The sequence below is a fragment of the Mesorhizobium sp. f-mel genome, assembly GCF_053850215.1.
In genome coordinates, this window is the sequence record NZ_JBSPTO010000001.1 from 715,852 (window position 1) to 736,139 (window position 20,288).

Here is a 20,288-nt window from a genome sequence, read left to right on the forward strand (position 1 = left end):
TACAGAAATCCGGCCTGCCGCAGAAATCTTCAACGAAGCGCGCTGGACGGTCGCAGTTGGCGCTCCTAGCGTGGTTTTTGATCGCATGACCCGATTGTGAATTCGGCCGGGTTGAAGCATGACCCCAAAAAGGCCATGCTTTGCCTGGAAAAGATCGAGTCTACGGCGATCCCGCTGACGCGGGCATGGCTTTGACTGAAAGGGATACGATGCGGCAAGGATGTGCGCGCTGGCTGACAGGGCTGGCAATTGTGACGGGTATGGCGATCTCCGGTTTGCCTGCCTATGCCAAAGAGACCACCGAGCCAGTCAATATCACGTCGTTCTCGGGCGCCTATCTTGCCGCGCGGGTCGCCGAAGGCGACAATGATCTCGACAGCGCCATCGCCTACTACAAGCAGGCGCTCGCCTTCGCTCCCGGTGATACCTCGTTGCAGCAAAGCCTGATGCTGTCGCTGATCGCGCAAGGGCGCTTCGAAGAATCGCTGGTCTATGCCGACAAGCTCAAGACGGTTCCCGACGTCGAGCGGTTCTCGCGCCTGGCGCTGGCCGTCGGTTCCTTTCACAAAAAGGATTTCACCAAGGCCGAGTTCTGGCTCAAGCTTTCGCTCGAATCCGACCTCGACCGGCTGATCTCCGGCGTTATGACCGGCTGGGCCAAGCAGGGCGCCGGCGACCCCAGCGAGGCCATGTCCTCCATCGACAGGCTGCAGGGTCCGGACTGGTTCGGCCTCTTCAAATCCTTCCATCGCGCGCTGATCGCCGATGCGTCGGGCCTGCCCGAAAAGGCGGACGCGATCTACGCCGCCACCTTGCAGGACACCGCGACCGGTAGCGCCGCGCCCGAAACCTGGATGCGGAATGCGCAGGCCTATGCCTCCTTCCTTGCCCGCAAGGGCGACAAGGACAAGGCGCTGTCCGTGCTCGATCAGGCCGAGGCATTTGCACCCGGCAAGGTCGAGATATCAGCGCTTCGCGACAGGATCACCAAGGGCGAGAAGGTCGAACCCTTCGTTGCCGGCCCGTCCGACGGCGCCTCGGAAATACTGCTCGATCTCGCCACCGCGCTCAATCGCGGTGGCGGCGAGCCGTTCGTCCGCCTCTATCTGCAATATGCCCTGGCACTGCGGCCCGACAGCGACGCGGCCCTTGTCCAACTTGCCGCCGTTTCCGAGCAGTTGAAGGACGGCGAGGGCGCCATCGCCTTCTATCGCCGCATCCCGGCCAGTTCGCCGCTGAAGCCGCTTTCGGAACTGCAGCTCGGCCTCAACCTTGCCGATCTCGACCGCTATGACGAAGCCATCGCCCATCTGAAGGCCCTCGTCGAAGCGCATCCCGACGACATGCGCGCCTATCAGGCGCTCGGTGGCGTCTATGCCTCGAAGGAGGATTTCCGCTCCGCAGCCGGTCTCTATGACAAGGCGGTAGCGATGCTGAAGACCCCGACCCGCGCCGACTGGAACATTTTCTACCAGCGCGGCATCGCCTATGAGCGGCTGAAGGAGTGGACGAAGGCCGAGCCGAATTTCCGCAAGGCGCTGGAATTGTTCCCCGACCAGCCGCAGGTTCTGAACTATCTCGGCTATTCCTGGGTGGACATGAACATCAACCTCGAGGAAGGCCTTCAGATGATCCAGAAGGCCGTCGACCTCAGGCCGAGCGACGGCTACATCGTCGATTCGCTGGGCTGGGCCTATTTCCGCCTGGGCAGGTTTGAAGACGCTGTGCGCGAAATGGAGCGTGCCGTGTCGCTGAAGCCGGAAGATCCGGTGCTGAACGATCACCTCGGCGATGCCTATTGGCGCGTCGGCCGCAGGCTGGAAGCCACCTTCCAGTGGAACCAGGCCCGCGACCTGAAGCCGGATCCCGACGTGCTCGCCGCGTTACAGCAGAAACTGCTGAAGGGCCTGCCGCCGATCGAATCCAACACGGCGCAGGAAACTCCGAAGGTCAAGCCCGAACCGGCGCCCGCGCCGAAGGGTTGACCCTTCGCCTTGACGCTTGGCAGGCGGCGCTCTAGAGCCTGATCCCGAAAAGTTGCAGACTTTTCCGACAAGATCATGCGGTCTCATCCAACAGGTGCCGCATCCCGCCGCTCCGTCGAGGCCGCCGTGACCGTTGATATCCCAGCCCATATGCATCCCAGCCGCTCGTTCCAGGGGCTGATCCTGACCTTGCATAACTACTGGGCCGACTATGGCTGCGTCGTTCTCCAGCCCTATGACATGGAAGTCGGCGCCGGCACGTTCCACCCGGCGACGACACTGCGCGCGCTCGGGCCAAAGCGCTGGAACGCGGCCTATGTGCAGCCTTCGCGCCGGCCCAAGGACGGGCGCTACGGCGAGAACCCGAACCGGCTGCAGCACTATTACCAATACCAGGTCATCCTGAAGCCGAACCCGCCTAATCTGCAGGAGCTTTATCTCGGCTCGCTGGCGGCGATCGGCGTCGATCCGCTTCTGCATGACATCCGCTTCGTCGAGGACGACTGGGAAAGCCCGACGCTCGGCGCCTGGGGGCTGGGCTGGGAGTGCTGGTGCGACGGCATGGAAGTGTCACAGTTCACCTATTTCCAACAGGTCTGCGGCATCGAATGCGCGCCGGTGGCGGGCGAGCTTACCTACGGGCTGGAGCGGCTGGCCATGTATGTACAGGGCGTCAACAATGTCTACGACCTCAACTTCAACGGCCGCGACGGCGCCGACAAGGTGACCTATGGCGACGTCTTCCTGCAGGCCGAGCAGGAATATTCGCGGCACAATTTCGAATTCGCCAACACCGCGATGCTGCTTCGGCATTTCGAGGACGCCGAAGCCGAGTGCAAGGCGTTGCTCGAAGCCGGTGCGCCTTTCTCCCCCCTCAAGGGGGAGGGGAACCACCGGATGGTATTCCCCGCCTACGACCAGTGCATCAAGGCCAGCCACGTCTTCAACCTGCTCGACGCGCGCGGCGTGATTTCCGTCACCGAGCGGCAGAGCTACATCTTGCGGGTGCGCAATCTGGCGAAAGCCTGCGGCGAGGCGTTTTTGCTGACGCAGGCAGGTGGGCTGGCGGCTTAGCTCCAGAGACAATTTGCGATTTCGACTGAAGCGCTGATTGGCAGTACGCCTTGGCCGCTGGAACCAGCCATCGTCCGCAGCGCCTGTCTAACGCCAGGCATCGTGAACGTGCCATGAGCCTGCGCCGCGAAACAGGCGCTGAGCGCGAGGATCTGCAGGAATGTCGATGCCGTCTTCATGGTCGTTCAGCCAATAGTCCTCTGCCTGAGCGTTGGTCGCTTCAGCGCTGCGTTCGGTTCATGGAAATCTGTGATCCAAGGACGGATAGCCCCGCTTCGACCCGACAGGCAGCGGAATATTTTTGGAAATCGTCGGTAAACATGCCGATTGCATGGGGAAGGGTGACAGCAGCCAGCCGAGTTGCTATGCCCTCTTTACCTCCCCCTCGATGGGGGAGGTCGCCGCGAAGCGGCGGGTGGGGGTGCCGGGGCGATTTGCCAATGCCGAAGCTTGACCGGTTCAAGCTGCAGTCTGCGCAACGGCTTCGGGCGGCAATGACCGATGAGGAACGCATCTTGTGGCGGCATCTCTGGCGAATCCCCGTGGAAGGCACGCAGTTCCGTAAACAAGCATCCGTCGGGATTTACTTTCCGGACTTCATGTCCCGTCGGCTGAAATTGATCATCGAGGTCGACGGTGCCCACCACAGCTTTGATGACCAGCAGCGCCATGATGAGGTTCGAACGAAGTGGTTCGAAACCCAGGGCTATCGCGTGATCCGCTTCTGGAACCATGAAGTGAAAAACGAACTGGATTCCGTGCTTGATACGATCTATGCGGCGGTGGAAGAACGGAAATTACACCTTCGCCCCGAGAGTTAACGCAGAGGGCGCTGGTGACCGAGACGCCGCCACCCCACCCCGGCGCTGACGCGCCGACCCTCCCCATCAAGGGAGGGTGAGGAGCTAATTTATGCCCGACCTGCTTTTAGAACTCCGTTCGGAAGAGATTCCCGCGCGCATGCAGCGCAAGGCGGCGGGCGACCTGAAGAAGATGATGACGGTCGGTTTGGTCGAGGCCGGGCTGACCTATGAGGCGGCGCGCGAATATTGGACGCCGCGGCGGCTCGCGCTCGACATTCGCGGCGTGACCGCGCGCTCGAAGGACATCAGCGAGGAGATCAAGGGGCCCTCGACCAAGGCTCCCGAACAAGCGGTCCAGGGTTTTCTGCGCAAGGCCGGTCTCTCCTCGATCGCCGAGGCGCATATCCATGCCGATCCGAAGAAGGGGGACTTCTATGTCGCCCATATTGCGAAGCAGGGCCGGGCGGCGGAAGAAATCATCGCCGAGTTGGTTCCAGGCGTCATCCGCGATTTTCCATGGCCGAAATCGATGCGCTGGGGGCCGGCCTCGGCGAAACCCGGATCGTTGCGCTGGGTGCGGCCGCTGCAATCCATCCTCTGCACCTTCGGCCCTGAGACCGAGGAGCCGGTGGTCGTCGATTTCGAGATCGACGGCATCCGCTCGGGCAACGTAACCTACGGCCATCGTTTTCACGCCCCGGGCGCGATCACCGTGCGCCGCTTCGACGACTATGCCGCCAAGCTGGAGGCGGCGAAGGTCGTGCTCGACGCCGACCGGCGAAAGGAGATCATCCTTTCCGACGCCAGGAATCTCGCTTTCGCCAACAGGCTCGACCTTGTCGAGGACGAGGGGCTGCTCGAGGAAGTGTCAGGCTTGGTCGAGTGGCCTGTGGTGCTGATGGGCGACTTCGAGCAAGACTTTCTCGCCATTCCGGCCGAGGTGATCCGGCTGACCATCCGCGCCAACCAGAAGTGTTTCGTCACGCGGCCGCAGGGCGTCGGTGAAGAGCTTTCCAACCGCTTCATCCTGACCGCCAATATCGAGGCCAAGGATCGCGGCAAGGAGATCGCCTACGGCAACGGCAAGGTGGTGCGCGCGCGGCTGTCCGACGCGCTCTATTTCTGGAAGACCGACCAGGGCGACCTGCCTGATCTCGACCAGTTGCAGGCATCGGCGGAAAAGTTCGGGCTCGATCTCAAAAAGCCGCTCGACCAGCGCATGGCCCGCCTCGACCATCTCGGCGTCACCTTCCATGCCAAACTCGGCACCCAAGGTGAGCGGGTGGAGCGGATTGCACGGCTTGCTGACGAGTTGGCGCCGATCGTAGCGAGTTCAATCTCCCCCCTTGAGGGGGAGATGGCCGGCAGGCCAGAGGGGGTCGCCCCGCGTGAAGCGCCGGCATCCTCTGTCCGCGATAGAGCGTTGCGTCAGGGCGTACCGACCCCCTCTGTCGCCTTCGGCGACATCTCCCCCTCAAGGGGGGAGATTCCCGCACTCGCACGGCGCGCCGCGGTGTTGGCCAAGGCCGATCTCACCACCGAGGTGGTCGGCGAATTCCCCGAATTGCAGGGCGCTATGGGCCGCAAATACGCGCTGCTGCAAGGCGAGCATCCCTCGGTCGCCACCGCAATTGAGGAACACTACAAGCCGCAAGGTCCATCCGACCGCGTGCCGACAGATCCAGTGTCGGTGGCCGTCGCGCTCGCCGACAAGCTCGATACGCTCGTCGGGTTCTGGGCGATTGACGAAAAGCCGACGGGGTCGAAGGATCCCTATGCGCTGAGAAGAGCGGCGCTGGGCGTGGTGAGGATTTTGGTTGAGAATCGTGTCCGGCTTGCGCTGGCATCTCTCTTCGACCGCGCTTACCAGATGGCGAACTATCTCGCGTCCGGACGGCCCTTTAGCGCCGATCTCCTCGCCTTCTTCCACGACCGCTTGAAGGTCTACCTCCGTGACCAAGGCGCGCGGTATGATCTGATCGATGCGGTGTTGTCAGCGGGCTCGCGCCCAATCTCCCCCCTAGAGGGGGAGATGTCGGCGAAGCCGACAGAGGGGGGCGCTGTCCCGCCAACCTCTCATCCTGTCGCGCCCCCCTCTGCCCTGCCGGGCATCTCCCCCTCAAGGGGGGAGATTGGCCAATCGCCGAACGACGACCTCCTGCAAATCGTCCGCCGCGTCCAAGCACTTGGCTCCTTCCTCGACACCGAGGACGGCAGGAACCTGCTTGCCGGCACCAAGCGTGCGGCCAACATTCTGGCCGCCGAGGAAAAGAAGAAAACGACGGTTGCCGAACGTGCTGAGCCGGCTCTGTTCCGGGAAGGGGCCGAGAAAGCGCTGTTTGCCGCGGTAAATCAGGCCGAGAAGGAAGCCGGCGAAGCAATTCAAAACCAAGACTTTTCCGCCGCCATGCTGGCGCTCAGCGCGTTGCGTGAACCGGTTGATTCATTCTTTGAAAGCGTTCTCGTGAATGATGAGGACCAAGCCGTGCGTGCCAATCGTCTGGCACTGTTGGCACGCGTCCGGGCAGCGACCGACCAGGTTGCGGATTTCTCGAAAATCGCCGGCTGAGCGCGAGCGTTGTCATAGCCTCGAACGGCTATCTGGCCTGCTCGATCTCGGGAATGAGCGTCGGTTGCGGCGTTGCCGGCTCAGGCGGGCTGTTCGTTGCCGTTATCTTTTTGTCGGATTTGGTGGCCGCCCCAGGTGCGGCAGCGGTTGTCGCGGCAGGTGCGGCGCTCGGGGCCGGCTTTGCGAAGGCATCGCCGACGATGCCGCCGCGAATGATCATCGGGCTTTGCATGAAATCATGCTTGGGCTTGGGCTGGCTCGGGATCGCAGCAACTTTTTCATAGGTGACATCAGGCACTGGTTCGCCGAGCGCCACGATCGATGGCGTCGAGGAGCTCCCAGCCACCTTCACCGGTTCAGGCGCGCCGAGCTTGACGACGGACGGCGTCGAGGATGGTGCACCGAGAACAACGAAGGACGAAGCGTGTGCTCCGCCCGCCGCCAGAGTGAGACCAAGCGCTCCCAGGATACGCACCCAGACCATGATAGATCCCCTGCCCAACAAGCAGTCAACATACCGTCCGGGAATTGATGCAGGCTTGCGAGGAAAGCTAGCATTTTAGCGATTTGGTAATTCGCTAACGCCCGGACTTGCCCCGTAAACGTCACCGTATTACGCACCCACATCTGTGAGGTCCCACATATGTGAGGTCCTGCTTCTGTAAGGTGATGAGAGTGGCTGAGATACTTGCCGCCGGCGAGGCGATGGAGCGGGCGCTGGCGCTGCTCGAAGGCGGTGATGTCGTCGCCATTCCGACGGAAACCGTCTACGGGCTGGCCGCCGACGCCACCAATGGCGTCGGCGTGGCGCGCATCTTCGAGGTCAAGGGCCGGCCGCGCTTCAACCCGCTGATCGCCCATGTTGCCGATCTGGCGATGGCCGAGCACATCGCGCTGTTCGATTCCCTCTCGAAAAGACTGGCGCAGACATTCTGGCCGGGACCGCTGACGATGGTGCTGCCGCAGCGGCCCGGCAACGGCATTCATCCGCTGGTCACCGCCGGGCTGGATACGATCGCGCTGCGCATGCCGAAAGGCTTTGGCGGCGAACTGATCGCCAGGCTCGGACGCCCGCTCGCAGCGCCCAGCGCCAATTCCTCAGGCAAGATCAGCGCCACGACAGCCAAGGCAGTGGCGGCGGATCTCGGTGCAAAAATCAAGCTGGTGGTCGATGGCGGCGCAACGTCCGTCGGGCTCGAATCGACGATCGTCAAGATCGAGGGCGGAAAGCTGCGGCTGCTGCGACCGGGAGGCATTGCCGCCGAGGAAATTGAAGCGGTCGCCGGCACGACGCTGTCGCGCGGTGCGACGGGTATCGAGGCGCCGGGCATGCTCGCTTCGCATTACGCGCCGGGTGCTGCGGTGCGGGTCAACGCCGCAAAAGTCGCAAAGGGCGAAGCCTTGCTGGCGTTCGGCCCCCGCCGTGCCGAAGGCTGGCAAGGTGCCGCCGCTTTGCGCAACCTGTCGGAGACCGGCGACCTGCGCGAAGCCGCGGCCAACCTCTTTGCCCACATGCAGGATCTCGATCGCAGCGGCGCCAAGACAATCGCCGTCGAGCCAATTCCGTTCGACGGGCTGGGCGAGGCGATCAACGACCGGCTTTCGCGCGCTGCCGCCCCTCGTGACAAGATCGATTGGGCACCATAGTTTCCACCTATGAACGACATATCCCGGGATATCGACCTCGCCCTCATCGACCGCTTTGCGGCAATCGTCGGCGACAAATACGCGCTTCGGGACCAGCAGGATATCGCGCCTTATCTCATAGAAAGGCGCGGCCTTTGGCATGGCCGAACGGCGCTGGTGCTGAGGCCGGGCAGCGTCGACGAGGTTAGCCGCATCATGCGGCTGGCGACCGAGACGGGAACGCCGGTCGTGCCGCAAAGCGGCAACACCGGGCTGGTCGGCGCGCAGGTGCCGGATATGTCCGGCCGCGAGATCGTGCTGTCGCTGTCGCGGCTGAGCCGCATCCGTGAGATCGACCTCCTCTCCAACACCGTCACCGTCGAGGCCGGTGTCATCCTGCAGACGCTGCAGGAAGCGGCCGACGCCGCCGACCGGCTGTTTCCGCTGTCGCTTGCCGCGCAGGGCTCCTGCCAGATCGGCGGCAATCTCTCTTCCAATGCCGGTGGCACCGGCGTGCTTGCCTATGGCAATGCGCGTGAGCTCTGCCTCGGCGTCGAAGTGGTGCTGCCGACCGGCGAGGTGTTCGACGATCTGCGCAAGCTGAAGAAGGACAACACCGGCTACGATCTGAAGAACCTGTTTGTCGGCGCTGAAGGCACGCTCGGCGTCATCACCGCCGCCGTGCTCAAGCTTTTCCCCAAGCCCAAGGGGCGCGAGGTGGCCTTTGCCGGCCTGTCCTCGCCGGAGGCGGCACTGTCCCTGTTCAGCCTGGCGATGGATCGCGCCGGCGCTGCACTCACCGCTTTCGAACTGATCGGCCAGAGACCCTACGATTTTACGCTTCTGCACGCGCCAGGCGTCGTGCGGCCGCTGTCCGGGGATTGGCCGTGGTATGTGCTGATGCAGATCTCGTCGGGGCGCTCGGCGGAGGATGCGAGGGCCCTGATCGAGGAGGTGCTCTCAGCCGGCCTCGAGCAGGGGATCGTCGGCGATGCAGTGATTGCGGCGAGCATCGCGCAGGGCGATGCCTTCTGGAATTTCCGCGAGGTGCTGCCCGAGGCGCAGAAGCCCGAAGGCGCCTCGATCAAGCACGACATCTCTGTGCCGGTGGCGGCCATCCCGCAATTCATCGAAAAGGCGGCCGGCGCCGTTCAATCGGTCAGCCCCGGTGCGCGCGAGGTGTGTTTCGGCCATATGGGCGACGGCAATCTCCACTACAATATCTCCCGGCCGGTCGGCGGCGATGACGAAGCGTTTCTCGGGCTCTATCACGCCATGAACAAGGCCGTGCACGATGTCGTGCGCAGCTTTCACGGCTCGATCTCGGCCGAGCACGGCATTGGCCAGCTGAAGCGGGATGAATTGATTGCGACAGCGCCGCCGATGGCGATCGATTTGATGCGCAGGGTGAAGGCGGCCTTCGACCCGGCCGGCATCATGAATCCCGGTAAGGTTATCTGATCCTTTCGACGTCTTGTGATTGGTTCCATTCCGATAACCATCCCCTCGAGATCAGCAAAATTTAACCGACTTTCTTAAGCGCTGCGATAAGAAGCTCGCGCTAATGTTTCTCCACAACGAGGCTGGAAAAACCGGCCCGGAGAACCGGAAGACCGGCTCTCAGGAGAGACAGGAAAGGCACAATATGAACACTGGACTGAAGCCAGTCTGGGCCGGGCGCAACATGCGCCTCGACCCATTCCGCCTGCCGCAGGTGGTGAGCTACGCCACGCGCGACGATTATGGCGACGTTACCTTCACCATCGACCACCGTGGCGCCGTCATTCGCCGCATGCTGGAGATGAGCGGCGTGCCGGCGTTCATCGCTCTGCCCGCCAACGCGTTTCGTGGCGTGGCCGCCCGCGCGATGGAGGATCCGGATGGCAATGTCACGGTGACGCTGGAGCTTCTGCACAATGATCCGATGCTGTCGGTGCCGCTGCTAGTGGCCGACGATCTCGAGGATGTCGCCGCCGACTGGCGTGCCTGGGCCGATGCCTATCGTCTGCCGATGCTTCTGATCGAATCAGACGGCATCGCCCGCACGCTGGAGGAATCGCTTGGCGCCGCCATCAAGACATTGCCGGCGCAGAGCCGCCGCAAGGGTCGGGTTTCGACCACGCGTCGTCCGCGCTTCCTCGCCCGTCGCAGGGCCGGCGATCTCGGCCTCAGGCTGGTGATTGGCGGCCAGGAGATCATTTCGCGCGGATAGCTACACCAGCGGCTTCAACGCCACCCACAGCGCGCCGCCGATCAGGCCAAGGAAGATCAGCCAGCCGACCTGGTTGTTCGATCTGAACAAGAGCATGCACTGGTCCGGATCGTCGATGTCCAGCACTGCGATTTGCCGCGCCATATGCGCTCCGGCGGCGATCAGTCCGGCCAGCGCCGGCACGGGCGCCTGCGCCGACGCGAAGGCGATGGCGAAGCAGACCAGCGCCCCGCCATAAAGCCCGACGAGCCAGGTCTTGGTGTTGTCGCCGAACAGGCGTGCGGTCGAGCGCACGCCGACGATGGCGTCGTCCTCCTTGTCCTGATGCGCATAGATCGTATCATAGCCGATCACCCACAGGATCGAGCCGATATAGAGCATGACGGGCGGGCCGTCGAGATCGCCGAACTCGACCGCCCATCCCATCAGCGCACCCCAGGAAAAAGCAAGGCCGAGAACCAGTTGCGGCCAGTTGGTGTACCGCTTCATGAATGGGTAGATGGCGACTACGGCGAGCGAGCAGATGCCGAGCAGGATGGCAAAGCCGTTGAACTGCAGAAGCACAGCGAGTCCAATCAGTGCCTGGATAACGAGAAACGCCCAGGCCTGCCGGCGCGTGACCTTTCCCGCCGGCAGCGGCCGTGAGCGCGTACGTTCCACCTGCTTGTCGATGTCCTGGTCGACCAGATCGTTATAGGTGCAGCCGGCGCCGCGCATGGCGATGGCGCCAATCAGGAACAGCAGCAGGTACAAAGGTGTCGGCAGCAGCGAGAGCAGCGTATCGGTAGGGCGTGAATAGGCACTCGCGGCAAGGGCTGCCGACCACCAGCACGGCCACAGCAGCAACTGCCAGCCGATCGGCCGGTCCCACCGGGCAAGCTGCGCATAGGGCCACAGCCAGCGCGGCAGAATGCGGTAGACCCAGTGGCCGCTCGGCGCATCGGCGACGCGGCCCTGGGCAGCTTTCGATTGGATGGGTTCCATAGTGCTGGAGTGGCAGCAGTGGCGAACGCCGTCAAGCATCAAGCAGGCCGACCCATTCTCGTTCCCGTGTGGAATTGCTTCAAACTCTCCCAAATGTCTTGACCCATCGTCCGGGGCGCAATAGCGCAGTCCTGATCGTGGAATGGCAAGGGATCTGTGCATGCGTGTTTTGTTGATCGGCTCCGGCGGCCGCGAGCATGCGCTGGCCTGGAAGATCGCGGCCTCGCCGCTGCTGACGAAGCTTTACGCGGCCCCCGGCAACCCGGGCATCGGCCACGAAGCCGAACTGGTGACGTTAGACATTGCCGATCATGCGGCGGTGGCCCGGTTCTGCACGGAGAAAAACATCGACCTCGTCGTGGTCGGGCCGGAAGGGCCGCTGGTTGCCGGCATTGCCGACGACCTCCGCGCCGCGAACATTCGCGTCTTCGGCCCATCCCGGGCGGCGGCGCGGCTGGAAGGTTCGAAAGGCTTCACCAAGGACCTCTGTGCGAAATACGATATCCCGACCGCCGCCTATGGCCGCTTCGGCGACTTGGCGTCGGCCAGGGCCTATGTCGAAAAGATGGGCGCGCCGATCGTCATCAAGGCCGATGGCCTCGCCGCCGGCAAGGGCGTCACCGTCGCCATGACGTCGGCCGAGGCGCTGGCCGCACTCGATGCCTGTTTCGACGGGTCCTTCGGACAGGCCGGCGCCGAGGTGGTGGTCGAGGAGTTTCTCACCGGCGAGGAGGCGAGTTTCTTTTGCCTGTGCGACGGCGCCACCGCGTTGCCGTTCGGCACCGCACAGGATCACAAGCGCCTCAGTGACGGCGACATCGGCCCGAACACCGGCGGTATGGGGGCTTATTCGCCGGCTCCGGTGATGACGCCGGAGATCATCGACCGGACCATGCGCGAGATCGTCGAGCCGACCATGCGCGGCATGGCCGAACTTGGCGCACCGTTTTCCGGCGTGCTGTTTGCCGGGCTGATGATATCAGGCGAGGGGCCGAAGCTGATCGAATACAACACCCGTTTCGGCGACCCGGAATGCCAGGTGCTGATGATGCGGCTGAAGGACGATCTCCTGGTCCTGCTCAACGCTTCTGCCGACGGCCAGCTTGCACATACCTCCGTGCGCTGGCGCGACGAGGCGGCGCTCACCGTGGTGATGGCGGCAAGGGGTTACCCCGGCACGCCGGAAAAGGGCTCGGTCATCCGCGGCCTCGAAGAGGCCGCTGGCGATGGCGTCGAGATCTTTCACGCCGGCACCGCCATCAACAGCGGCGCGCTGATCGCCAATGGCGGCCGTGTGCTCGACGTCACGGCTGTCGGCGGCACGGTCGGAGAGGCGCAGAGACGAGCCTATGCCACACTCGACCAGATCGATTGGCCGCAAGGTTTTTGCCGCCGCGACATCGGCTGGCAGGCCGTCGCGCGCGAGCAGGCGCGCTGACGCCGAACGGCTTTCAGCTTTTAGCGCTGGCCATGGTCGAACTCGGTTGATGCGGTGCTGACCGGATCGCCGGCGGCGGGCGTAGCCTCAACCGCTGATGCCGAGTGCTTTTCGTTCCGCGTCCAGGCCACATATTCGGCAATCCCGCGCGGAAGGCGCAGCAACGTCTTCACAGCAGGCATTTGAAAGCTGCTGCGGAACTTGGCCCAGCGGGCGCTGAACATGGCGGTGATTTCGGTGAAGGTCGATGGTGCCACCACGGTGGCGTAGGTGACGGCATTGCCCGCAAGGCCGGCCTCGCGCGAGAGAGGCACCGGTATCGAGGCAAGGTAGTCCGGCTGCACGTCGATCAGGCCGCCGAAGGGCCATTGCGCGCGCAATGCGGCGGCATCCATCGGTGCGACATTGACGTCGATATCGTTCGGCGTGCCGGGCACCCGGTAAGGACAGCGGAACCGGCCGCAATTGGCTTTTGCCGAGAACTGCCAGAGTGCGTAGCCTTGCCAGTTGCCCATCGGAAAATGCACGCCGATGTCCGGCTTGTAGCGCGCATACCAGAGCGGCAGCCGCGACAGGAGCCGGTATTTGTACTTGTTGTCGGCGATGTGCCTGGCGGTCTTGCCGTTGGTGTAGAGCACCGGAAAGCGGCCCAGCCGCCGGTGCACATGGCGGATGAATTCCTCTGCATCCTCGAGCGACATCCATTTCGTGGGGTCGTCGTCCTCGATGTCGAGGGCGAGCAGGTCATCCGGACCAGGTTTCGCGAAGTTGATGAAATTATTGGCCTGTCCCACGGGATTGCCGGGGCGGGCGAGATGGTAAGCGCCCCATTTCAGGCCGAGCGCCTTGGCCACCACCTTGCGCGTCTGGAACAGTTCCTGTGCCACCGCATGGCGCTTCCACAGCGCCTTGCAGAGCCGCGTCTCGGTCTCGTCGCCGAAACAGAAATAGGCTGGCGGCATCCCGTCGGACGCCTTGTTGATGAAACCGACGATCCGCTTGTCGGTCGCAAGTTCAGCCCAATCGATGGAATTGTATTCGTAGGCGTCGATCACCAGCGCCCGGTCGGCCTTCCACGGCTCGGAGAAGTCCGAGGCTTGTGCCGGCCCGAACGCCATTATCATCGCGGTCGCGACGAGGAGTCCTAGGCGGCGGAGAGGGTGCGCCGGCGGCTTCAAACAGCAGATCCTTGCTGGCCAAAGCCTGATCCTGAACCGCCATGGTTAAGGAAATGCTTTCGGCGGTCCGTGGCGAATGCCGCAATTCGGCCGGTTATGGTTTTGCTTGCCATCAACGAGGGGAGAACGGCTGGATCTGGAACAGGTCGGGCGCCGGCGCCTGCGGCAGCGTTCCCTCAGCCTCGTGTTTGCGATGATGGGCCAGCGAGCATTTCGGCGAACACAGAATGCCGCGATCCGACCAATAGGCGGAGCCGACCTCGATCTTGCCCCGATGGTACCAAAAACCTGCCGCTCGATAGGGCAGGCCGCATTCGATGCAGCGATAGGTGTCAGGTCTGGCGAGCACGCGCGGTCCGATCCAGTATTATTGGTCTGTCGCCGGTCGGCTTGTCCGGCCTTTTGCCGATTTTAGCCTGAACAGCTCCAAATGCAAAATCCGCGTGACAAAATTTGACGTTTACGTAAAAAGAAGGCGGGAGCGGCGACCCAAAAGCGAATGGTTTTGTGTCCGCACGGATCATAAGTTTCCCTGCCGGACAGAGGAGGAGCGAGCGGCATGTATCGGGCACCGGTCGAGGAGATCGCCTTCACGCTGATGTATGTGGCCGGCCTGAAGCCGGCGCTCGCCGCCGGCTCCTTTGGCGAGCTTGGCGAAGACCTCGTCGACGCCATTCTGGCGGAAGCCGGCCGCTTCGCCACAGAGGAGATCGCGCCGCTCTACAAGATCGGCGATGAACTAGGCGCGGTGCTGAGCGGCGCTGCCGTCACCATGCCGCCCGGCTGGAAGGCGCTCTACCGCCGCTGGATCGACGGCGGCTGGAACGCGCTGTCGGCACCGGAGGAATTCGGCGGCCAGGCGCTGCCGACCATGCTGGGCGTCGCTGCGCTCGAAATGTGGAACTCCGCCGCCATGGCCTTCGGCATCGGCCCGACGCTGACCATGGGCGCGGTCGAAGCGCTCGACAAGCACGCCTCACCGGCGCTGAAGGCCAAATACTTGAAAAAGCTCGTCTCCGGCCAATGGATGGGCACGATGAACCTGACCGAGCCGCAGGCGGGCTCGGACCTGAATGCGTTGCGCGCCCGCGCCGAGCCGGCCGGCGACGGCACCTACCGCATCTTCGGGCAAAAAATCTTCATCACCTATGGCGAGCACGATTTCACCGACAACATCGTCCACCTGGTGCTGGCGCGGCTGCCGGATGCGCCGGCCGGCACACGTGGCCTTTCGTTGTTCCTGGTGCCGAAATTCCTTGTCGGCGAGGAAGGCGCCCTGGGCGCACGCAACGATGTCTTCTGCTCCGGGCTGGAGCACAAATTGGGCATCCACGCCTCGCCGACCTGCACCATGATCTATGGCGACGGTTTCGAGGGGACCACCCCCGGCGCGATCGGCTGGCTGATCGGCGAGGAAAACAAGGGCCTCGCCTGCATGTTCACCATGATGAACAATGCGCGGCTTGCCGTCGGCATGCAGGGCGTGGCGGTCGCCGAAACGGCCACGCAGAAGGCGCTCGCCTATGCCAATGACCGCCGGCAAGGTAAGGCCGCGAGCTATGATGGCAACGGCATGGCGCCGATCGTCCATCACCCGGACGTGCAGCGCAACCTCCTGACCATGAAGGCGCTGACCCAGATTGCACGCGCCATCAGCTATTCCTGCGCGCATGCCATTGACTACGCGCGCGTATCCTTCGGCGATGAAGCCATCCATTGGCAGGAACGTGCCAATCTGTTGACGCCATTGGCCAAGGCCTTTTCCACTGATGTCGGTGTCGAGGTCGCCTCGCTCGGGCTGCAGGTTCATGGCGGCATGGGATACATCGAGGAGACGGGTGCGGCAGCACTTTATCGCGACGCGCGCATCGCGCCGATCTACGAAGGCACCAACGGCATCCAGGCGATCGACCTAGTGGCGCGTAAGCTGCCGTTTGGCGGTGGCGAGCATGTGCATGGTTACATCGCCGAACTAAAAGCGGTCGCCAATGAAGTGCGGACCTCAAATCCCAGGAGTTTTGGCCGCACCGCCGATGCTCTCGACCAGGCGCTCGACGACCTCGGCCAGGCGACGCGTTTCCTGCAAGGGCTGCTTGCCGACGGGCGCTCGGACGAGGCGCTGGCCGGTGCTACGCCGTATCTGCGGCTGATCTCGCTTGCGGCGGGCGGCGCCTATCTGGCACGCGGCGCGCTTGCCGACCAAAGCCGCGCCGCCCTTTGCCGTTTCTTCGCCGAAAACCTGCTTGGCGAGGCGGGCGCGCTGAAGGAGCGCGTCATCGGCGGCGCCGAAAGCCTTGCCGCTGCGGGCAAGACACTGATTTCTGCCTGACATCCACAAGGTTGCCGTTTCACGAAAAGGCTGACGTTCACAAAGGATCACCCGTGACAGACCACATCCTCGTCGAGCGCCAGGGCGCCATCCAGATCATCCGCATGAACCGTCCGGACAAGAAGAACGCGCTGACGCGCGCCATGTATGCGAAAATGTCGGCGGCGCTTGCCGAGGGCGACGCCGATCCGGCGATCCGCGTCCATGTCTTCTTCGGTGTTTCAGGCGCCTTCTCGTCCGGCAACGACCTTGCCGATTTTATGGTCGTCGCCACCGGCGGCGAGGGCGGCACCGAGGTCTGGGATTTCCTGATGGCACTGGCCAGGACGGAAAAGCCCATGGTTTCCGGCGTCGATGGCATCGCGGTCGGCATCGGCACCACGCTCAACCTGCATTGCGACCTGACCTTCGCCACGCCGCGCACACTATTCCGCACGCCCTTCGTCGATCTCGGCTTGGTCCCCGAGGCGGGGTCGAGCCTGCTTGCGCCGCAGATTCTCGGCCGGCAAGGCGCCTTCGCGCTGCTTGGCCTCGGTGAAGGTTTTTCTGCCGAGCGGGCGAAAGCTGCCGGACTGATCTACGCGGTGGTCGAGGATAACGAGCTCGAAGCCTCCGTCCTGGCAGCGGCCAGTCAAATCGCGGCCAAGCCGCCGCAAGCGCTGAAGATCGCGCGTGACCTGATGCGCGGCTCGCGTGAAGACCTTGTTGCCCGTATTGGCCAGGAAAGCGAGCATTTCCGCGAGCGGCTCAAGTCCGACGAGGCCCGCGCGGCCTTGATGGCCTTCATGACCAGGAAGAAATAACCTAGCGTTCTGCGATCAAAACTCTTCAATCCGATAATGGGCATTTTCATCCCGATCGTTTCCCGAAGTTGATGGCCTGAATGTTAGGGATAAAGCCTCGTCTTGTCCCAGCCGCCCTCCGCGTTGCGGGAAAAGACGAGGCGGTCGTGCAGCCGGAAAGGCCGATCGTGCCAGAACTCGATCGTCTGCGGCACGATACGGAAGCCCGACCAGTGTTTCGGCCGTGGGATCTCGCCGATCGCGTGGCGCGCCGTGTATTCGGCAACGGCTTTTTCCAGTGCGAAGCGGCTCTCCAGCGGCCGCGATTGTTTCGAGGCCCAAGCGCCGATGCGGCTGCCGCGCGGACGCGTCGCGTAATAGGCGTCCGCTTCCGCCTCGGTAACGATCTCCACCGGCCCGCGTGCGCGCACCTGCCGCCGCAGCGATTTCCAGTGAAAGCACATCGCCGCCTTCATGCTGCCAAGAATCTCGCGGCCTTTGGCGCTCTCGAAATTCGTATAGAAGACAAATCCGCTTTCATCGAACCCCTTGAGCAGCACCATCCGCACATTCGGCATGCCCTCGGCATCGACGGTCGCCAGCGCCACGCCGTTGGGATCGTTGATCTCACTTTTCGTCGCGTCGTCGAGCCATGCGGCAAACAGGCGGAATGGCTCGGCAGCCTCGGTAAAGTCACCGCTTATTAACTCAGTTTCGCTCATAGTTTTTCCAAATTCTATTGCCGGCCGGGGAGATTGCCGATTGTCGCGCATCGCGCAACCTTTTGACAGCAGGCAATGGAGCCTTATTGCTTCGGCCAGCGCCCAGGCTGCGGTCAAGGTCGCGATCGTGCTGGTCGCCTTGCCGCTTGCGGCCTGCGGTGCCGGCGGCTTCAGTTTGGAGCAGGCGGAGATCGACCGTACGATCCTGACCAGCAGCACGCCTGCTGCTGCCTCGCCGATCGATCAGGATCGCGCCTCGGACCAGGCGACGATCCGCAACGCGGTGTCTTCCGCCGATATCCAGGAACTTGGCGGGCAGGCCGTTCCCTGGGCGAATTCCGATACCGGTTCGCGCGGCTCGATCACCGAACTGGCGGAGTCCAGAGACAACGGCCAGCTTTGCCGCCGCTTCACCGCGTCGCGCGAAAGCTTCGACGGCGTAGCCCTGTTCAAGGGCGAGGTGTGCCTGGCCGGCGCCGGCGCCTGGCGGATGCAGGACTTCAAAGCGCTCTGATTTTCCACCATCGTATGACCGCGCGCCACTGGAATTTCTTCCTATGCGAGCGCATATAGATGGCAATCGTGGACTCACTCCTTCTCCAGGGCAGGAAGCATGCGCGACCCCTATGAGGTGCTGGGCGTTGCCAAGAACGCATCGGCCAAGGACATAAAATCGGCATACCGCAAACTCGCCAAGGAGTATCATCCGGACCAGAATCCGGATCCCAAGGCGAAGGAGCGGTTTGCCGCAGCCAACCAGGCTTACGAAATCGTCGGCGACGAGAAGAACCGTGCGGCTTTCGATCGCGGCGAGATTGACGCCGAGGGCAAGCCGCGCTTTCAAGGTTTCGAGGGTGCCGCCGGCGGCGCCGATCCGTTCGCCGGTTTTCGCCGGCAGCAAGGGCCGGGCGGCTCACGTTTCGAGTTTCGCTCAAGCCGTCCGGGCGGCGATCCGTTCGACGGCAACAGCGACATCTTCAGCCAGATATTCGGCGAGACCTTCTCTCGCGGTGCCAGCATGGGCGCCGGCCGGCAGGCGCCGTCCGGCGCCGACCTGAACGTGACGCTCGACATCACCATCGAGGAAGCGGCGACTGCGGAGAAGGTAACGGCGATGTTCCCCGACGGACGCAAGGTCGCCGTCAAGCTGCCAGCCTATGTCGAGGACGGCCAGACCATCCGGCTGAAAGGCCAGGGCGAGCAAGGGCCGGGGCAGCCGGGCGACGCGCTGGTCAAGATCCGCTTCCGGCGGCACCCGCGCTATCGTGTCGAAGGCCGCGACCTCCACGCCGACCTGCCGGTTGCACTGGCGGATGCCGTGCTGGGAGCCAAGGTGGCGGTCGAAACGCCGACCGGCAAGGTTGCGGTCAATGTTCCCGCCTGGTCGAGCTCGGACAAGGTCCTGCGGCTGAAGGGCAGGGGCCTGCCGGAAAAAGTTGGCGGACACGGTGATCTCTACGCGCATGTGCGGCTGATGCTTCCCGAAGGGGGCGACAGCGATCTCGAAGCGCTGATGCGCAACCGGAAACGCTAGCGCATGACCCCCTAAAATCGATGCGCAAGGTTAGGTGCTACAGCGTCCTTTGTGCGTCCAAAGGGACCCGCGGCGCTGTGGGGCGATGCTTTTGTCCCCTGAACTGTCCGTGTTGAGCGCTTGAAGGGGCTCTGTGCCTGTGCGATAGCCACTCCACAAAGCAGAAGATATTGCGGAGAGCGCTCACATGGCGGGTGGACAAGGCATTATGGCCGGCAAGCGCGGGCTTGTCCTTGGCGTCGCGAACAATCGGTCGATCGCCTATGGCATAGCCAAGGCTTGCGTCGACCACGGCGCCGAGATTGCGCTGACCTATCAGGGTGAGGCGTTCAAGAAGCGCGTCGAGCCGCTGGCGGCGGAACTCAACGCCCATGTCGCCGGCCATTGCGATGTGACCGATCCCGCAACGCTGGATGCGGTGTTCGACGACATTGCCAAGCATTGGGGCAAGCTCGATTTCCTCGTCCACGCCATCGCCTTTTCCGACAAGGACGAACTGACAGGCCGCTATGTCGAGACGACGCGCGACAATTTCCTGCGCACCATGGACATTTCGGTGTATTCCTTCACCACCATCGCCAAGCGCGCCGAGGCGCTGATGAGCGAGGGCGGCTCGCTGCTGACGCTGACCTATTATGGCGCGGAAAAGGTGATGCCGCACTACAACGTAATGGGCGTCGCCAAGGCGGCGCTCGAAGCCAGCGTGCGCTATCTGGCCGTCGACCTTGGCGCCAGGAAGATCCGCGTCAACGCCATCTCGGCCGGGCCGATCAAGACGCTCGCGGCCTCCGGCATCGGCGATTTCCGCTACATCCTGAAGTGGAACGAATACAATTCGCCGCTGAAGCAGACGGTCACTCAGGAGGAAGTCGGCGATTCAGCCGTCTATTTCCTGTCCAACCTTTCACGCGGCGTCACCGGCGAGATCCACCATGTCGATTCCGGTTACCATGTCGTAGGCATGAAGGCCGTCGACGCACCCGACATTTCGACCGTCAAGGACTAGTTCCTTCCACGAACACCAATCCTGCCTGTCTGCTCCCGATCTCTTC

At 63.3% G+C, this 20,288-nt stretch carries 18 protein-coding genes; 13 read left to right on the forward strand and 5 right to left on the reverse strand.

Annotated elements, in window-relative coordinates:
- Window positions 1–209 precede the first annotated feature (209 nt).
- The 4 genes from ACWUKX_RS03310 to glyS all read left to right on the forward strand — a co-directional run bounded on the left by ACWUKX_RS03310 (window position 210) and on the right by glyS (window position 6,431).
- Window positions 210–1,985, forward strand: a complete 1,776-nt coding sequence (locus ACWUKX_RS03310) for a tetratricopeptide repeat protein (RefSeq protein ID WP_456004100.1) — start codon at window positions 210–212, stop codon at window positions 1,983–1,985.
- Between the two features lie 126 nt (window positions 1,986–2,111).
- Complete coding sequence (locus ACWUKX_RS03315) at window positions 2,112–3,059, forward strand: glycine--tRNA ligase subunit alpha (protein ID WP_456003796.1); 948 nt, start codon at window positions 2,112–2,114, stop codon at window positions 3,057–3,059.
- A 440-nt stretch (window positions 3,060–3,499) separates the two neighbouring features.
- Window positions 3,500–3,880, forward strand: coding sequence for an endonuclease domain-containing protein (locus tag ACWUKX_RS03320; protein WP_456003798.1), 381 nt, complete (start codon window positions 3,500–3,502; stop codon window positions 3,878–3,880).
- A 91-nt stretch (window positions 3,881–3,971) separates the two neighbouring features.
- Window positions 3,972–6,431, forward strand: coding sequence for a glycine--tRNA ligase subunit beta (gene glyS, locus ACWUKX_RS03325; protein ID WP_456003801.1), 2,460 nt, complete (start codon window positions 3,972–3,974; stop codon window positions 6,429–6,431).
- 28 nt (window positions 6,432–6,459) lie between these two features.
- On the opposite strand, the gene ACWUKX_RS03330 is transcribed toward glyS, so the two are convergent.
- Entirely contained in the window at window positions 6,460–6,915 is a 456-nt protein-coding gene (locus tag ACWUKX_RS03330; protein WP_456003804.1) for a hypothetical protein, read from the reverse strand.
- 191 nt (window positions 6,916–7,106) lie between these two features.
- On the opposite strand from ACWUKX_RS03330, the gene ACWUKX_RS03335 reads away from it, so the two are divergent.
- The 3 genes from ACWUKX_RS03335 to ACWUKX_RS03345 all read left to right on the forward strand — a co-directional run bounded on the left by ACWUKX_RS03335 (window position 7,107) and on the right by ACWUKX_RS03345 (window position 10,269).
- A complete protein-coding gene (locus ACWUKX_RS03335; protein WP_165778380.1) occupies window positions 7,107–8,078 on the forward strand; it encodes an L-threonylcarbamoyladenylate synthase in 972 nt (323 codons plus the stop codon).
- 9 nt (window positions 8,079–8,087) lie between these two features.
- Complete coding sequence (locus tag ACWUKX_RS03340) at window positions 8,088–9,518, forward strand: FAD-binding oxidoreductase (RefSeq protein WP_456003807.1); 1,431 nt, start codon at window positions 8,088–8,090, stop codon at window positions 9,516–9,518.
- Between the two features lie 184 nt (window positions 9,519–9,702).
- A complete protein-coding gene (locus ACWUKX_RS03345) occupies window positions 9,703–10,269 on the forward strand; it encodes a DUF6101 family protein (protein ID WP_455839092.1) in 567 nt (188 codons plus the stop codon).
- On the opposite strand, the gene ubiA is transcribed toward ACWUKX_RS03345, so the two are convergent.
- Window positions 10,270–11,253: a 4-hydroxybenzoate octaprenyltransferase gene (gene ubiA / locus ACWUKX_RS03350; protein WP_456003809.1), complete on the reverse strand. Its 984-nt coding sequence runs from the start codon at window positions 11,251–11,253 to the stop codon at window positions 10,270–10,272. It lies immediately after the preceding gene.
- Window positions 11,254–11,413: 160 nt separating this feature from the next.
- Between ubiA and purD the strand changes: the two genes are divergently transcribed.
- The gene (purD, locus tag ACWUKX_RS03355) at window positions 11,414–12,691 is read left to right on the forward strand and encodes a phosphoribosylamine--glycine ligase (RefSeq protein WP_456003811.1); all 1,278 of its coding nucleotides are present in this window, start codon (window positions 11,414–11,416) and stop codon (window positions 12,689–12,691) included.
- A 20-nt stretch (window positions 12,692–12,711) separates the two neighbouring features.
- On the opposite strand, the gene ACWUKX_RS03360 is transcribed toward purD, so the two are convergent.
- Entirely contained in the window at window positions 12,712–13,809 is a 1,098-nt protein-coding gene (locus tag ACWUKX_RS03360; RefSeq protein ID WP_456004103.1) for a glycoside hydrolase family 25 protein, read from the reverse strand.
- A 172-nt stretch (window positions 13,810–13,981) separates the two neighbouring features.
- The gene (locus ACWUKX_RS03365; protein WP_456003813.1) at window positions 13,982–14,218 is read right to left on the reverse strand and encodes a hypothetical protein; all 237 of its coding nucleotides are present in this window, start codon (window positions 14,216–14,218) and stop codon (window positions 13,982–13,984) included.
- 210 nt (window positions 14,219–14,428) lie between these two features.
- On the opposite strand from ACWUKX_RS03365, the gene ACWUKX_RS03370 reads away from it, so the two are divergent.
- Both ACWUKX_RS03370 and ACWUKX_RS03375 read left to right on the forward strand, forming a co-directional pair.
- The gene (locus tag ACWUKX_RS03370) at window positions 14,429–16,198 is read left to right on the forward strand and encodes an acyl-CoA dehydrogenase (RefSeq protein WP_456003815.1); all 1,770 of its coding nucleotides are present in this window, start codon (window positions 14,429–14,431) and stop codon (window positions 16,196–16,198) included.
- 53 nt (window positions 16,199–16,251) lie between these two features.
- Window positions 16,252–17,001: a crotonase/enoyl-CoA hydratase family protein gene (locus tag ACWUKX_RS03375; RefSeq protein ID WP_029355565.1), complete on the forward strand. Its 750-nt coding sequence runs from the start codon at window positions 16,252–16,254 to the stop codon at window positions 16,999–17,001.
- A gap of 83 nt (window positions 17,002–17,084) precedes the next feature.
- On the opposite strand, the gene pdxH is transcribed toward ACWUKX_RS03375, so the two are convergent.
- Window positions 17,085–17,702, reverse strand: coding sequence for a pyridoxamine 5'-phosphate oxidase (pdxH, locus tag ACWUKX_RS03380; RefSeq protein WP_456003818.1), 618 nt, complete (start codon window positions 17,700–17,702; stop codon window positions 17,085–17,087).
- Between the two features lie 40 nt (window positions 17,703–17,742).
- On the opposite strand from pdxH, the gene ACWUKX_RS03385 reads away from it, so the two are divergent.
- The 3 genes from ACWUKX_RS03385 (at window position 17,743) to fabI (ending at window position 20,242) form a co-directional block, all read left to right on the forward strand.
- Window positions 17,743–18,216, forward strand: coding sequence for an RT0821/Lpp0805 family surface protein (locus ACWUKX_RS03385; protein WP_029355570.1), 474 nt, complete (start codon window positions 17,743–17,745; stop codon window positions 18,214–18,216).
- A 99-nt stretch (window positions 18,217–18,315) separates the two neighbouring features.
- Window positions 18,316–19,236, forward strand: coding sequence for a DnaJ C-terminal domain-containing protein (locus ACWUKX_RS03390; protein ID WP_456003820.1), 921 nt, complete (start codon window positions 18,316–18,318; stop codon window positions 19,234–19,236).
- 187 nt (window positions 19,237–19,423) lie between these two features.
- Entirely contained in the window at window positions 19,424–20,242 is an 819-nt protein-coding gene (gene fabI / locus ACWUKX_RS03395; protein ID WP_065006207.1) for an enoyl-ACP reductase FabI, read from the forward strand.
- Window positions 20,243–20,288 lie beyond the last annotated feature (46 nt).